The 12,886-nt window shown below is 71.1% G+C and carries 14 protein-coding genes; 5 read left to right on the top strand and 9 right to left on the bottom strand.

Annotated features, from left to right (window positions below):
* Nucleotides 1-3: 3 nt before the first annotated feature.
* Complete coding sequence (locus tag E9232_RS23620; RefSeq protein ID WP_309798140.1) at nt 4-1,857, bottom strand: chloride channel protein; 1,854 nt, start codon at nt 1,855-1,857, stop codon at nt 4-6.
* A gap of 102 nt (nt 1,858-1,959) precedes the next feature.
* Here E9232_RS23620 and E9232_RS23615 point away from each other — a divergent pair, with 102 nt between their 5' ends.
* On the top strand, nt 1,960-2,388 hold the full coding sequence (locus tag E9232_RS23615) for a MarR family winged helix-turn-helix transcriptional regulator (protein WP_309798138.1): 429 nt from the start codon (nt 1,960-1,962) through the stop codon (nt 2,386-2,388).
* Here E9232_RS23615 and E9232_RS23610 read toward each other — a convergent pair whose 3' ends face one another.
* From E9232_RS23610 to E9232_RS23600, 3 genes are all read right to left on the bottom strand, one after another.
* Nucleotides 2,389-3,780 (bottom strand): FAD-binding oxidoreductase, encoded by a 1,392-nt coding sequence (locus tag E9232_RS23610; protein ID WP_309798136.1) that lies wholly within the window; start codon nt 3,778-3,780, stop codon nt 2,389-2,391.
* Nucleotide 3,781: 1 nt separating this feature from the next.
* On the bottom strand, nt 3,782-5,086 hold the full coding sequence (locus E9232_RS23605; RefSeq protein WP_309798134.1) for an MFS transporter: 1,305 nt from the start codon (nt 5,084-5,086) through the stop codon (nt 3,782-3,784).
* 235 nt (nt 5,087-5,321) lie between these two features.
* Nucleotides 5,322-5,861, bottom strand: a complete 540-nt coding sequence (locus tag E9232_RS23600; protein WP_309798132.1) for a glutathione peroxidase — start codon at nt 5,859-5,861, stop codon at nt 5,322-5,324.
* Between the two features lie 239 nt (nt 5,862-6,100).
* Here E9232_RS23600 and E9232_RS23595 point away from each other — a divergent pair, with 239 nt between their 5' ends.
* The gene (locus E9232_RS23595) at nt 6,101-7,045 is read left to right on the top strand and encodes a 2-hydroxyacid dehydrogenase (RefSeq protein ID WP_309798130.1); all 945 of its coding nucleotides are present in this window, start codon (nt 6,101-6,103) and stop codon (nt 7,043-7,045) included.
* 166 nt (nt 7,046-7,211) lie between these two features.
* Here the strand turns inward: E9232_RS23595 and E9232_RS23590 are convergent, their stop codons facing one another.
* Complete coding sequence (locus tag E9232_RS23590; protein WP_309798128.1) at nt 7,212-8,018, bottom strand: SDR family oxidoreductase; 807 nt, start codon at nt 8,016-8,018, stop codon at nt 7,212-7,214.
* Nucleotides 8,015-8,344 carry a nuclear transport factor 2 family protein gene (locus E9232_RS23585; RefSeq protein ID WP_309798126.1) on the bottom strand — a complete coding sequence of 110 codons (330 nt, stop codon included), beginning with the start codon at nt 8,342-8,344 and terminating at the stop codon, nt 8,015-8,017. The genes E9232_RS23590 and E9232_RS23585 overlap by 4 nt, the downstream gene beginning before the upstream one ends.
* A 56-nt stretch (nt 8,345-8,400) precedes the next feature.
* Between E9232_RS23585 and E9232_RS23580 the strand changes: the two genes are divergently transcribed.
* Entirely contained in the window at nt 8,401-8,796 is a 396-nt protein-coding gene (locus tag E9232_RS23580; protein WP_309798124.1) for a winged helix-turn-helix transcriptional regulator, read from the top strand.
* 45 nt (nt 8,797-8,841) lie between these two features.
* On the top strand, nt 8,842-9,543 hold the full coding sequence (locus E9232_RS23575; RefSeq protein WP_309798122.1) for a haloacid dehalogenase type II: 702 nt from the start codon (nt 8,842-8,844) through the stop codon (nt 9,541-9,543).
* A gap of 21 nt (nt 9,544-9,564) precedes the next feature.
* On the opposite strand, the gene E9232_RS23570 is transcribed toward E9232_RS23575, so the two are convergent.
* Entirely contained in the window at nt 9,565-9,876 is a 312-nt protein-coding gene (locus E9232_RS23570; protein ID WP_309798121.1) for a hypothetical protein, read from the bottom strand.
* Between the two features lie 85 nt (nt 9,877-9,961).
* Nucleotides 9,962-11,035, bottom strand: coding sequence for a LacI family DNA-binding transcriptional regulator (locus tag E9232_RS23565; RefSeq protein WP_309798119.1), 1,074 nt, complete (start codon nt 11,033-11,035; stop codon nt 9,962-9,964).
* A gap of 107 nt (nt 11,036-11,142) precedes the next feature.
* On the opposite strand from E9232_RS23565, the gene E9232_RS23560 reads away from it, so the two are divergent.
* Nucleotides 11,143-11,373, top strand: a complete 231-nt coding sequence (locus tag E9232_RS23560; protein ID WP_309798117.1) for a hypothetical protein — start codon at nt 11,143-11,145, stop codon at nt 11,371-11,373.
* A 4-nt stretch (nt 11,374-11,377) separates the two neighbouring features.
* Here the strand turns inward: E9232_RS23560 and E9232_RS23555 are convergent, their stop codons facing one another.
* Nucleotides 11,378-12,886, bottom strand: a complete 1,509-nt coding sequence (locus tag E9232_RS23555; RefSeq protein WP_309798113.1) for a tripartite tricarboxylate transporter permease — start codon at nt 12,884-12,886, stop codon at nt 11,378-11,380.

Raw genomic sequence — 12,886 nt, 5'->3', positions numbered from 1 at the left:
GCCTCAGCGCTGCCCGCCGGGGCGCAGCAGCCTGGCGCGCTCGATCTCCTCGCTCCGCAGCTTGGCGCGCACCCGCAGCAGGTCCTTGCGTGCGACGATGCCGACCAGGGTCCCGTCCTCGCGCCGGGTGACCGGCACGCGGCCGATATCGGCTTCCGCCATGCGGTCGGCCAGCCGGCCCACCATCTCGTCGGGATGCCCGGCCAGCAGGGGGCCGTCCGCCAGCGTCTCGCCCAGCGTGGTGCCATGCGGCCAGCCGGCGACGGTCCAGCGCAGCACGTCGGCGCGGGCCACCATGCCCGCCACCTGCCCGGCCGCGTCGACCACCGGATAGCTCTTGTGCCGCGGCTGGCCGGCGTCGCTGGTGAAGAAGGCGATGGTGTCCTGCACCGTCATCGCCGCCGGCAGGGTGTCCACCGGCGCCACCATGACGTCGGCGACGCGGGTCAGTTCGAACGGGTCGACGATGTATTCGCGCAGCACATGGTGGCCGTGCCGGGCGATCTTCTCGGTCAGGATCGACCGCTTCAGCAGCAGCACCGTCACGGCGTAGGCGGCGATGCAGGCGGCCAGCAGCGCCGGCAGCATCGCCAGGTCGCCGGTCAGCTCGACCGCGAACACCGCGGCGGTCAGCGGCGACCGCATGGTACCGCCCATCATCGCCGCCATGCCCAGCAGGGCCCACACGCCGGTGCCGCCGGGCAGCACCAGCCCCTCCAGCGCGCCCAGCGCCCCGCCCAGGATCAGCAGCGGCGCCAGCACGCCGCCGGAGGTGCCGGAGCCGAGCGCGATCGACCAGATCAGCGCCTTGACGATCAAGAGCCGCAGCACCTCCTGGTGCGACAGGCTGCCGGCCAGCAGGGCGCGGATCGAATCATAGCCGACGCCCAGCGCCGCCGGGTCGATCAGGCCGCCGACGCCGATGGCGACGCCGCCCAGCACCGGCCACCACATCCAGTGGATCGGCAGCTTCTCGAACAGGTCCTCGAAGCCATAGACCAACGCGGTCAGGATGCCCGAGCCCAGGCCGGCGACGATGCCGACGCCGATCACCGCGGCCAGGGCCGGGCCGGACAGGTCGACCATGCCGTGGAAGGCGAACAGGGGGCCGGCGTCGAACGCCAGCGGGCGCCACGCCGCGGCGACGATCGCGGCGGTGGCGACCGGGATCAGGCTGCGCGGCTTCCATTCGAACAGCAGCAGCTCGACCGCCAGCAGCACGGCGGCGACCGGGGTGCCGAAGATCGCAGTCATGCCGGCGGCGGCGCCGGCCACCAGCAGCGTCTTGCGCTCCGCCGCCGTCAGGTGGAACAGCTGGGCGAACAGCGACCCCAGCGCGCCGCCGGTCATGATGATCGGCCCCTCGGCGCCGAACGGCCCGCCGGTGCCGATCGAGATGGCGGAGGACAGCGGCTTCAGGATCGCCACCTTGGGCTGGATCCGGCTGCTGCCGATCAGGATCGCCTCAATCGCCTCGGGGATGCCGTGGCCGCGGATCTTTTCCGACCCGTAGCGGGCCATCAGCCCGATGATCAGGCAGCCGGCCGGCGGCACCAGCGCTGCGGCGATGCCCCAGGGAGACTGGCCGAGATCGACCGCGGCGGTGGAGAGCTGGCCGAAATAGGCGAGGTTGGTGACCAGCGCGATCAGCTGCAGCAGCACCCAGGCGGCCGCGGTGCCGGCGGTGCCGACGATCGGCGCCATGGCGACCAGCCGCAGCACGCCGGGATCGACGGTGAAGTCGCCGAGGATGCGGACGGGCCGGCTGACGGCGCGGTCCGCCGGGCCGGGCGGGTGTGGGGCGGGACGGGCCGATGCGGCGCGGGATGGCGCCGCCTGGTCTGCGGGTCTCGACATGAGGCCGGATTCCGGATGATCAAAGGGGTATCCGACGCTGAGCCCGGATGGAAAATAAATATCGCAGTACGATATAATTTCAAGAGCAGGAAGTGCGACCCGATGACCGAGGCCCCCGAGACGGCCCTGACCAAGGCGGATTACGAGGCGCTGGCCGCCTTCCGCCACGCCCTGCGGCGCTTCCTCGACTTCAGCGGCGAGGCGGCGAAGGCGGAAGGGCTGACGCCCCAGCAGCACCAGGCGCTGCTGGCGATCAAGGGCTTCCCCGGGCGCGACTCGGTGACGATCGGCGAACTGGCGGAGCAGCTGGTGCAGCGCCACCACAGCACGGTCGGGCTGGTCGACCGGCTGGAGGCGCTGGGGCTGGTGCGGCGTGAGGCCGATCCGGCGGACCGCCGCCGCATCCATGTCGCGCTGACCGACCAGGCCGAAGCCGTGCTGGCCGGCCTGTCGGCGATCCATCGCGACGAGCTGCGCCGCCTCGGGCCCTCGCTCGCAGCACTCCTGGCCCGGCTGGGAACGGAGGGGTAGCTACAGCACCTTGCCGGGGTTGAGCAGGCCGAGCGGGTCGATCGCGCCCTTGATCAGGCGCATCAGCCCCAACTCCTCGGGCGACCGCGACAGCGGCAGGTAGGCCTTCTTGCTGCGGCCGATCCCGTGCTCCGCCGACACCGACCCTTCGAAGCGCGAGACGATGCCGTAGACCGCGTCCTCGATCTCGTGCTGCGGCAGGACAGCGCCGTCCAGCCGTCCCAGCACCAGATGCAGGTTGCTGTCCGCGACATGGCCGTAGAACACGGCGGTGGCCTCCGGCCAGTTGCGGTCGATCAGGTCGCGCAGCGTGCCGACCGCCTCGCCCATATGGCCCAGCGGGATGCCGACATCGAACTTCACGCTGCCGCCCCGGAAATGCCGGGCGTATTCCGCCGGCACCTCGCGGATGGCCCACAGCTTCCGCCGCTCCTCCTCCGACTTGGCCAGGACCGCGTCGTGCAGCAGCCCGCGCTCCAGCAGCACGGCCAGCGGCGCCTCCAGGCTCTCCTGGTCGGGCAGGCTGGTCTCGACCAGCAGGTACAGCGGCGCGTCGCCGGGCAGCGGCGCCGATATCCCCGCTGTCCGGGTGGCGAAGCGGTAGAAGTCCGGCCACATCGCCTCGAAGGCCAGCAGCCGCCCGGGGATCTCCTGCTCCAGGAAGCGCAGGATGGCCAGGGCCGCGTCGAAGTCCCGGATCGCGCACAGCGCCGTCTGCCGGCTGCGGACCGGCGGGTGCAGGGCCAGCACCACGCGGGTGACCACGCCCAGCGTGCCCTCCGCGCCGATGAACAGCTGCGGCCAGTCATAGCCGGTGTTGTTCTTGATCAGCTTGTTGAGCGACCGGACCACGGTGCCGTCCGCCAGCACCACCTCCAGCCCGCGGACATTCTGCCGGGTCATGCCGTAGCGCAGCACGTTGATGCCGCCGGCGTTGGTCGCGACGTTGCCGCCGATGGTGCAGCTGCCGCGGGCGCCGAGATCGATGCCGCAGGTGAAGCCCGCAGCCTCCGCCGCCTGGTGCAGCTGCTCCAGCGGCGTGCCGGCCAGCGCCGTCAGGGTGGCGCTGGAGGCGTCGACCTCCTCGATCCCCACCATGCGCGACAGCGACAGCGCAACGTCATCGGGGCCGGGGTGGGCGCCGCCGGCCAGGCCGGTCAGGCCGCCCTGCGTCACCACCCCCTGGCGATGCGCGTGACAGATCCGCAGGGCGGCAGACACGTCCTCGGTGGTCCTGGGCAGCACCAGGGCCTTCGGCCGCGTCGCCGGATAGTCGGCCCAGTCGTGGTGGAAGCGGGGGTCGATCGCGTCGCCGGTGCGGACCAGGTCCGCCCCCAGCTGCGCCAGCAGGGCCGCCACTGCGGCATCGGCGATGGTCGCCGCCTCGGTCATCCTAAACTCCGGTATCACGCCGCGCCGGCCGGGCGCACAGCACGGAAATGGCCGACAGTAGACATAGCACGGCGAGGTAGATCGCGACCGGCACGGCCGACTGGTAATGCGCGAACAGCGCGGTGGCGATCAGCGGCGCCGCCCCGACCACCACCGACGACACCTCATGCGCCACGGCCAGCCCGGAATAGCGCAGCTCGGTCGGGAACAGCTCGGTGAACAGCGCCGGCTGCACCCCGATCATGGCGGCGTGGCAGACGCCGTTGCCGACCAGCAGCGCCAGCAGGATCAGGGCGGTCGACTGGCTGGCGATCATCAGGAAGAAGGGATAGCCGAAGGCGGCCATGGTGATGATGCCGAACAGGTAGATGCGACGGCGCCCGTAGCGGTCCGACAGGGCGCCGAACACCAGCATCATCCCGGCATCGGCGGCCATGGCCAGGGCGACGCCCAGCAGCAGCACATCGGTCGGCGCCCCGACGAACTTGCCATAGGCCAGCGAGAACACGATCATCAGGTGCGACCCGCCCATCTCCGCCAGCCGCGCGCCGATGCCGACCAGCATCTCGCGCGGATGCCTGCGGAACAGCTCCAGGATCGGCTGGTGCGGGACGCCGGTGCGCTCGGCCGCCTCCTGGAAGTCGCGGCTCTCCTGAACGCTGAAGCGGATGTAGATGCCGACGCCGAAGATCGCGACGCTCAGCAGGAACGGGATGCGCCAGCCCCAGGCCAGGAAGTCGGCCTCCGGCAGCTGCTGCACCAGGTAGAACACCAGCGCGGACAGGATGAAGCCGCCGCCGACCCCGACCTGGCTCCAGGCGCCGTAGAAGCCGCGCCGCCCGGGCGGTGCGTTCTCGGTCGTCATCAGCACAGCCCCGCCCCATTCGCCGCCGGCGGCCACGCCCTGCAGCAGGCGCAGCGCCACCAGCAGCACCGGCGCCCAGATCCCGGCGGTGGCATAGACCGGCAGCAGGCCGATAGCGAAGGTGGCGAAGCCCATGATCGACAGGGTCCAGACCAGGGCGACCTTACGGCCCTGGCGGTCGCCGAGATGGCCGAACACCAGCCCGCCCAGCGGCCGGGCGATGAAGCCGATGGCGTAGCCGGCAAAGGCCGCCAGGGTGCCGACCATCGGGTCGGTGCCGGCCGGGAAGAACAGCCGGCCGAAGACCAGCGCGGCGGCGGTGCCGTACAGGAAGAAATCGTACCATTCGAGCGTGTTGCCCACGACCGAGGCGATCACGGCCCGTCTCAGGGTCCCGCCATCGCGCGCCGAGACCGCGACTGCTGCTGCGTCTGCCGACATGCCCTGCCCCCCGCATTGGACGGCGGGACAGGCCCTGGACGGGTGCCGGCCCGACGTCGGATCGCCGGGCCGAGTTTGGCCGTCACCGCGGTTGCGCGGTACGGCCGTCTCCAGCCCTGCCAATTGTTTTAAGCTTAAGGTATTTCGATCGTAAGCCGCATCCGGACGCGGCTGCAAGCGTCCGTTGCGACAGATCGGACAAATAGGTCGCCGGGAAGATGCGGGAGGTGGTGAATCAGCGCGCCAGGGCCGCATCGACCGCCTTCGTCACCTCCGGCCCGGTCGGCTCGGCCGAACTCGGGAAGGCGGCCAGCAGGGTGCCGTCGCGGCCGATCAGCAGCTTGTGGAAGTTCCATTTCGGCACGGCGCCGGCGGCCTGGCTCGCCGCCCAGCGATACAGCGGATGGGCGGCGTCGCCGACCACCACCTGCTTGGCCAGCATCGGGAAGTCGATGCCGAAGGTGGTCTCGCAGAAATCCTTGATCTCGTCGGCGCTGCCCGGCTCCTGCGCGCCGAAATCATTCGACGGCACGCCGAGCAGGACGAAGCCCTGGTCGCGATGCCCGGCCCACAGCTGCTCCAGCCCGGAATACTGCTTGGTGTAACCGCAGAAGGATGCGGTGTTCACCACCAGCACCACCTTGCCGGCGAAGGCGTCGGGGGTGAAGGCGCCGCCCTCGATCTTCGGCAGCGGCAAGGCGGACCAGTCGAGCGGCGTGGCCGCGGCGGGGGTCGTGGTCATGATCAGCACCAGGAGCAGGAATCGGGCCAGCATCGCGGGATCTCCAAGCCACGTCGTCCGTATGGATACGCCGCGCCGGGCGGTCCGGATGACGATCTCAGGATCGTCCCGCCACGCTGCACCGTCAGGCCGCGCCGGACAAGACCCTGTTCGCCGCCCGCGGCCCGGCGATGGCGGATCTGCGCCGGCCGCATCGGCGGCCGGTCGCCGCGGCCGGCCTCCCGTGCTAGGACGGATCTCGGCCGGACCTCCCCGGCGATGGATCCACGCCCGTGCCCGAAACCGTCCTGAACCTTCATCCCGGCATGCCGGAAGCGTCGCTCCGCCCGCTGCGCGAGCGCTACGACCTGGTCGAGCGGGCCTTCGCCGGCATCGCCGCCGACCCGCTGCCGCAGGCCGACCGCATCCGCGGCGTGGTCACCATCGGCGTGATCGGCATCGACCGCGCGCTGATCGAGCGGCTGCCCAACCTCGGCATCATCGCCTGCTACGGCTCGGGCTATGAGCGGATCGATATCGTCGCGGCGCGGGAGCGCGGCATCGTCGTCACCAGCAACATCGGCGCCAACGCCGCCTGCGTCGCCGACATGGCGCTGGCGCTGCTGCTGGCCAGCGTCCGCCGGCTGGGCGAGGGCGAACGCTTCCTGCGCGCCGGGCGCTGGACCAAGCCGGCGGCACCGCCGGCGCTGATCTCGACCGGCATGGCCGGGCGTCGCGTCGGCATCCTCGGCCTCGGCTCGATCGGCGAGAAGATCGCGCGCCGGGCGGCGGCCTTCGACATGGAGGTCGCCTACCACAACCGCCGGCCGAAGCCGGATGCCCCTTGGGCCTATCACGACACGCTGGCGTCGCTGGCGGAATGGGCCGACATCCTGGTCGTCGCCTGCCGCGCCGACGAAAGCACCCGCGGCATCGTCGACCGCAGCGTGCTGGCGGCGCTGGGGCCGCAGGGCCATGTCGTCAACATCGCCCGCGGCGAGGTGGTGGACGAGGCGGCGCTGATCGCGGCACTGGAGTCCGGCACCATCGCCGGCGCCGGACTCGACGTGTTCGAGCACGAGCCGGCGGTGCCGGAGGCGCTGATCCGGCTGGAGAATGTGGTGCTGGCGCCGCACATCGCCAGCATGACCCAGGCGGCGCATCGCGAGATGTGCCGGATGACGATCGAAAGCCTGGACAACTTCTTCGCCGGCCGGCCCCTGACCAACGCGCGCTGACGAAAGCGGCGGCCTGCGGCTCAGAGACTGTTTGGAAATACGCTGGCGTGAGTCGGCTGGCGGTGGTTTCGAGACCCGGCGCGCAGCGGACGTTTGGGTCCGTGAGCACCGGAAGTGCAGAAACCGCCGTCAGACGGCCGCGCCAGGTGCATTATCAAACAGGCTCTCAGGCCACCGGCACGGTGCCGCCATCGATCACATGCTCGCTGCCATGGATCGATGCGGCGCGGTCGGAGGCCAGGAAGGTCACCAGCTCCGCCACCTCCTCCGGCCAGGCGGGGCGGCCGATCGGGATGCCGCCCAGCGATGCCATCAGGGCCTGGCGGGCGCCCTCGGTGTCGGTGCCCAGCTTGGCCGCCAGCTCCGCGATCAGCCCGGTGGCGCCGTCGGTCTGGACCCAGCCCGGCGACACCCGCACCACGCGCACGCCCCTGGGGCCGACCTCCTTCGACAGCGCCTTGCTATAGGTGGACAGCGCCGCCTTGGCCGCGGCGTAGGCGGTGGTGGCCTCGGGCAGCGGCAGCCGGCTCTGGATCGACCCGACATGGACGATCACGCCCGACCCCCGGTCCAGCATCTCCGGCAGCAGCGCCCGGTCCAGTCGCACAGCAGGCAGCAGGTTCAGGTCGAAGGCGCGTTGCCATTCCCGGTCGTCCAGCACGGCGAAGCCGCCGGACGGCGCCTTCGACCCGCCGAGGACGTGGACGATGATGTCGGCGCCGCCGAGATCGCCGCGCACCGCATCGGCCACGGCGGCGCAGCCTTCGGCCGTGGCCAGGTCCGCCGCCACGAACGGCTCGCCATCGTCCAGCTCGGCGGGCCGGCTGCGGGCGACGGCGAGGACCCTGGCCCCGGCCCGGCGCAGCCGCGCCGCCACCGCGGCGCCGATGCCGCGGCTGCCACTCGTCACCAGGGCGCGCCGGCCTGCCAGCTCGCGCGGGTCGGCGGTGAAGACGGGACGACGGCTGGTCATCCCACGATCTCCAGGGACGCGATCCTGTCGCCCGCCAGGCCGAAGGCGAAGCGCAGCTCGACCGGGCTGCCGGGGAACTGGCCCGTGACCCGGGCGGTCAGCACGGTCCTGCCGTCCGCCTCGGTCACATCAAGGGGCTCGACCGTGTGCTGGTATTTGCGCTTGGATTCGGCCTTCCAGGCCGTGATCGCCTCCAGGCCGCGGATGGTGCGGCCCTCGTCGCGGACCACGGCGTCGGCGGCGAAGCAAGCCGACAGCGCCGCCGCATTATCGGCGTTTTCCGCGGCGATGTAGGTGGCGATCGGTTCGGGCAGCGACAGGGTCATGACGGCTCCTCGGCGGGCGGATTGCATGACGCCAAGGATGGGAATACGGTTTCGCAATGGCAAGAACGCACGAAAAAGTAAGGTACCCACCGGAAAGTAAGCGCCCGGCCTACACCGCCGGCAGCGCGGCCGAGGGCATCGAACAGGCGCTGAAGATGCTGGAGGGGCGGTGGAAGCTGCTGATCCTGTTCCACCTGTTCGGCGGCAAGGTGCTGCGCTTCTCGGAGCTGGAGCGCGCGATCCCCGCCATCTCGCAAAAGATGCTGATCCAGCAGCTGCGGGGGATGGAGGCGGACGGCATGGTCCGCCGCATCGTCCATCACCAGGTGCCGCCCAAGGTCGAATACGGGCTGACCGATTGGGGCCAGGCGCTGTGCCCGGCGCTGGACGAGATCCTGCGATGGGCGGAGCTGCGGCCGGACGACGCGGCGGCTGACCCGGCGGCGGGCTGACACGAACGGAGTCCGGGGGGCCACGACCGAGGAGCGAGTGACAGCATGGACACCGATCCGCTGACCGGGGTGCCACTGACCGGGGTCAAGGCCTGCGTCTTCGACGCCTATGGCACCCTGTTCGACCTGGTCTCGGCCGCCCGGCGCTGCGCCGATGCGCTGGGCGACCGGGTCGGCCCGCTGGCCGCGCTGTGGCGCGACAAGCAGCTCGGCTATTCCTGGCTGCGGGCGGTGCAGGGCCGCCACGCCGATTTCTGGCAGGTCACCGGCGACGCGCTCGATTTCGCGCTGGAGACGCAGGGGATCCGCGAACCCGGCCTGCGCGACCGGCTGATGGACCTGTACCTCACGCTCGAACCGTTCCCGGAGGTGCCGGCGGTGCTGCGCCGGCTGCGTGCCGCCGGGCTGAAGACGGCGATCCTGTCCAACGGCACGCCGGCGATGCTGGAGGCGCTGGTCGCCGGCGCCGGGCTGCAGGACCAGTTCGACGCGGTGCTGTCGGTCGAGCAGGTCGGTGTCTACAAGCCGCATCCCAGCGTCTACCAGCTGGCGCTCGACACGCTCGGCCTGCCGGCCGGGGCAATCGCCTTCCAGTCGTCCAACGCCTGGGACGCCTTCGCCGCCTCGGCCTTCGGCCTGCGCGTGGTGTGGTGCAACCGCTACGGCCAGCGGCCGGAACGCCTGCCCGGTGCGCCGGACCGGCAGGTGGCGTCGCTGGCGGAGCTGCCGGCCCTGGTCGGGGCTTGAGACTCCGCGGACCGGCCCGGATCAGCCGCCGCAATCCTGGGCGTAGCTCTGCTGCTGGTCGGCGATGACCTGGTCCTGGTCCTTGATGTCCGACTCCGGGATCTTCAGTTCGGCTTGGCAGGTCTTGTAGATCTCGCTCAGCCTGATGTAGCCGTCCAGCAGGTCCTTCTGCGCCGCGCATTTCTCGGCCGGCGGCGCGCCCAGCTTGAACAGCGAGGCGGATTGCAGGGCCGGGATCTTGCTGGTCTGCGCCGTGAAATCGGCGGTGCAGTCGGCGAAGGCCGGCAGGGCCAGCAGCGGCGTCAGGGTCGCGGCGAGAAAGAGGCTCTTCACGGAAGGGCTCCCCTTGGGCTCTCTCGGGATTCCGCGCCACATCGCGGACGCCGGAAAAACCCGTTGTGGCGGGAATGGTTCCGGGTCAGCCCTTGGCCGGGCCGGTCGAGCCGCGCAGCACCAGCTCGGTCTCGAAATGGATCTCGCGGCGGTCGCCGGGGTCGATCAGCAGTCCGGCGGCGGCGCGGCCCTTCCCGACCAGCGGCTGGCGGATGGTGGTCAGCGGCGGGGTGGCGGTCGCGGCGGCCGGGATGTCGTCGAAGCCGATCACCGAGACGTCGCCCGGCACCGCCAGTCCCTGCCGCGCCAGCCAGCCCATCGCCCCCAGCGCCAGCCGGTCGCAGGTGGCCAGGATCGCGGTCAGGCCGGGCTGGCGCTGCAGCAGCCGCGCCGTGCCGCGCTCGATTGACTCCACGTCGAACAGGCATTCCTCGATCGGCAGCCGCGCGGCCGGGATGTCGGCCGCGAACGCCGCGTCGAGAATGCCGAACAGCCGCTCCTGGCCGGCGGCGTAGATCGAGCCGTGGATCCGGTCCAGCGACACCTCGCCCTCGCGCGAATCCGGCATCAGCTCCATCGACAGCACGCCGATGCGGCGGTGGCCCAGGCCCAGCAGGTGCCGGGTGGCTGCCGCGGCGCCGCTGCGGTCGGCGACGGTGACGGTGCGGCAGCCCTCCAGCAGCGGCTGGTCGACCGTCACCACCGGCAGGCCGCGGCCGCGGATGATGTCGAGGACGCCCGGCTCCTCCTCCATGCAGTACATGATGAAGCCGTCGACCGCGGCCGAGGCGAGGGCCTTGCGCGCCGCCTCGACATCCGCGGCGGCGTAGACCGAGATGCCGCGACCGGTCTCGTCGCACACCGCGGCGACGCCCTGGATCAGGGCCAGCGCCGCCGGGTCGCCGAAGGCGTAGCCCAGCCCCTCCGGGATCACCACCGCGATGGTGCCGATATGGCCGGTGCGCAGCATCCGTGCCAGCGGGTCGGCGCCCTGGTAGCCCAGCGCCTCGGCCGCCGCCATCACCTTGCCGCGGATCGCGTCGCTGACCCGCTCGGGATGGTTGAAGACATTGGAGACGGTGCCCTGCGCCACCCCCGCCGCCAGGGCGATGTCGCGTAGCCGGGCCTTGGGCTTGGGAAGGGGGGCGTCGGCGGTCATGGCGACACCCTACCGGCTGCTTTGAACCGATTCAAATTCTGCTTGACCACGGGACCGTCCGTACCAAATATGAATCGATTCAAAAAATCGATTCAAAGGAGACCGTCATGGCATTCATGACCGGATTCCCGCTGGTCGGCTATCTCATGGAACGCAGGCTGGCCGGTCGGTTCTCGCACCTGCCGCCGACGGTGGCGGCGGAGCTGGAGGCGTTCGCGGCGGACCAGGAGGCCGCGGCTGCGGCGAGGCCTGCGGCCCCGCCCGGAAACGCGATCGGGGACGGCGCGGTGCCGTCCCCGATGCAGGATCGCTGTCCGCCGCCGCGGCGGGCGGCGTGACCGGTCAGCCCGGTGTGCGGCTCGGCTGCCGTGGCCGGGTGGCCAGGGCGTAGAGCCTGGGCCCGAACAGCGCCAGCACCGCCAGCGCCAGCAGCGTGGCCGACAGCGGCCGGGTCACCAGCGCCGAGATGTCGCCGGCCGAGATCGTCATCGCCTGGCGGAAGTTCTGCTCCGCCAGCGGCCCCAGGATCATGCCGATGATCACCGGCGCGGTCGGGAAGTCGTAGCGCCGCATGACGTAGCCGATGGCGCCGACGACATAGAGCAGCACCAGGTCGACCGGCGACTGGGTGATGCCGTAGGTGCCGATGGTGGCGAAGACCAGGATGCCGGCATAGAGCTGCGGCGCCGGGATCTGCAGCATCTTCACCCACAGCGCGATCATCGGCAGGTTCAGGACCAGCAGCATGACGTTGCCGATGAACAGCGACGCGATCAGGCCCCACACCAGCGTCGGCTGGCTCTCCAGTAGCAGCGGCCCGGGGTTGATGCCGTAGCTCTGGAACGCCGAGAGCAGGATGGCGGCGGTGGCCGAGGTCGGCAGGCCCAGCGTCAGCAGCGGCACCAGCACGCCGGCGGTGGAGGCGTTGTTCGCCGCCTCGGGCCCGGCCACGCCCTCGATCGCGCCATGGCCGAACTCCTCCGGCTTCGACGACAGCTTCTTCTCGACGAAATAGCTCAGGAAGGTCGGGATCTCGGCCCCGCCGGCCGGCATGGCGCCGATCGGGAAGCCGATGACGGTGCCGCGCAGCCACGGCTTCCACGACCGCTTCCACTCGTCCCGCGTCATCCAGATCGACCCCTTCAGCGGGATGATCTCGTCCTTGCCGTGGCGGTAGCGCGAGGCGACGTAGAAGGTCTCGCCGACCGCGAACAGCCCGACCACGACGACGATGACATTGATGCCGTCCAGCAGCTCCGGCACCCCGAAGGTGAAGCGCGCCTGGCCGGTCTGCAGGTCGATGCCGACCAGGCCGAGGAAGATGCCGGCGAACAGCGAGGTCAGCCCGCGGATGGCGGAGGAGCCGAGCACCGCCGAGACGGTGACGAAGGAGAACACCATCAGCGAGAAATACTCGGCCGGGCCGAAGCTCAGCGCGAAGTCGACCACGACAGGCGCCAGGAAGACGATGCCCAGCGTGCCGATGGTGCCGGCGACGAAGGAGCCGATGGCCGAGGTCGCCAGCGCTGCGCCGCCGCGGCCCTTGCGGGCCATCTTGTTGCCCTCCAGCGCGGTGACGATGGTGGCGCTCTCGCCCGGCGTGTTCAGCAGGATCGAGGTGGTGGAGCCGCCATACATCGCGCCGTAATAGATGCCGGCGAACAGGATGAAGGCGGCCGCCGGCTCGACCTGGAAGGTGATCGGCAGCAAGAGCGCGATGGTCAGCGCCGGGCCGATGCCGGGCAGCACGCCGATGGCGGTGCCGACGGTGGTGCCCAGCAGGCACCACAGCAGGTTGACCGGGGTCAGCGCGACGGCGAAGCCGTGCAGCAGCTGGTTGAAGCTGTCCAT

Origin of the sequence: Inquilinus ginsengisoli (genome assembly GCF_031453975.1) — a bacterium.
Taxonomy (GTDB): domain Bacteria; phylum Pseudomonadota; class Alphaproteobacteria; order DSM-16000; family Inquilinaceae; genus Inquilinus; species Inquilinus ginsengisoli_A.
This window is presented reverse-complemented; position numbering and strand designations above follow the sequence as displayed.

Excerpts from the sequence above, each read along its gene's own strand:
- E9232_RS23620 (WP_309798140.1), bottom strand. The coding sequence starts at position 1,857 with ATGTCGAGACCCGCAGACCAGGCGGCGCCATCCCGCGCCGCATCGGCC.
- E9232_RS23615 (WP_309798138.1), top strand. The coding sequence starts at position 1,960 with ATGACCGAGGCCCCCGAGACGGCCCTGACCAAGGCGGATTACGAGGCG.
- E9232_RS23610 (WP_309798136.1), bottom strand. The coding sequence starts at position 3,780 with ATGACCGAGGCGGCGACCATCGCCGATGCCGCAGTGGCGGCCCTGCTG.
- E9232_RS23605 (WP_309798134.1), bottom strand. The coding sequence starts at position 5,086 with ATGTCGGCAGACGCAGCAGCAGTCGCGGTCTCGGCGCGCGATGGCGGG.
- E9232_RS23600 (WP_309798132.1), bottom strand. The coding sequence starts at position 5,861 with ATGCTGGCCCGATTCCTGCTCCTGGTGCTGATCATGACCACGACCCCC.
- E9232_RS23590 (WP_309798128.1), bottom strand. The coding sequence starts at position 8,018 with ATGACCAGCCGTCGTCCCGTCTTCACCGCCGACCCGCGCGAGCTGGCA.
- E9232_RS23585 (WP_309798126.1), bottom strand. The coding sequence starts at position 8,344 with ATGACCCTGTCGCTGCCCGAACCGATCGCCACCTACATCGCCGCGGAA.
- E9232_RS23580 (WP_309798124.1), top strand. The coding sequence starts at position 8,401 with ATGGCAAGAACGCACGAAAAAGTAAGGTACCCACCGGAAAGTAAGCGC.
- E9232_RS23575 (WP_309798122.1), top strand. The coding sequence starts at position 8,842 with ATGGACACCGATCCGCTGACCGGGGTGCCACTGACCGGGGTCAAGGCC.
- E9232_RS23565 (WP_309798119.1), bottom strand. The coding sequence starts at position 11,035 with ATGACCGCCGACGCCCCCCTTCCCAAGCCCAAGGCCCGGCTACGCGAC.
- E9232_RS23560 (WP_309798117.1), top strand. The coding sequence starts at position 11,143 with ATGGCATTCATGACCGGATTCCCGCTGGTCGGCTATCTCATGGAACGC.
- E9232_RS23555 (WP_309798113.1), bottom strand. The coding sequence starts at position 12,886 with ATGGACAGCTTCAACCAGCTGCTGCACGGCTTCGCCGTCGCGCTGACC.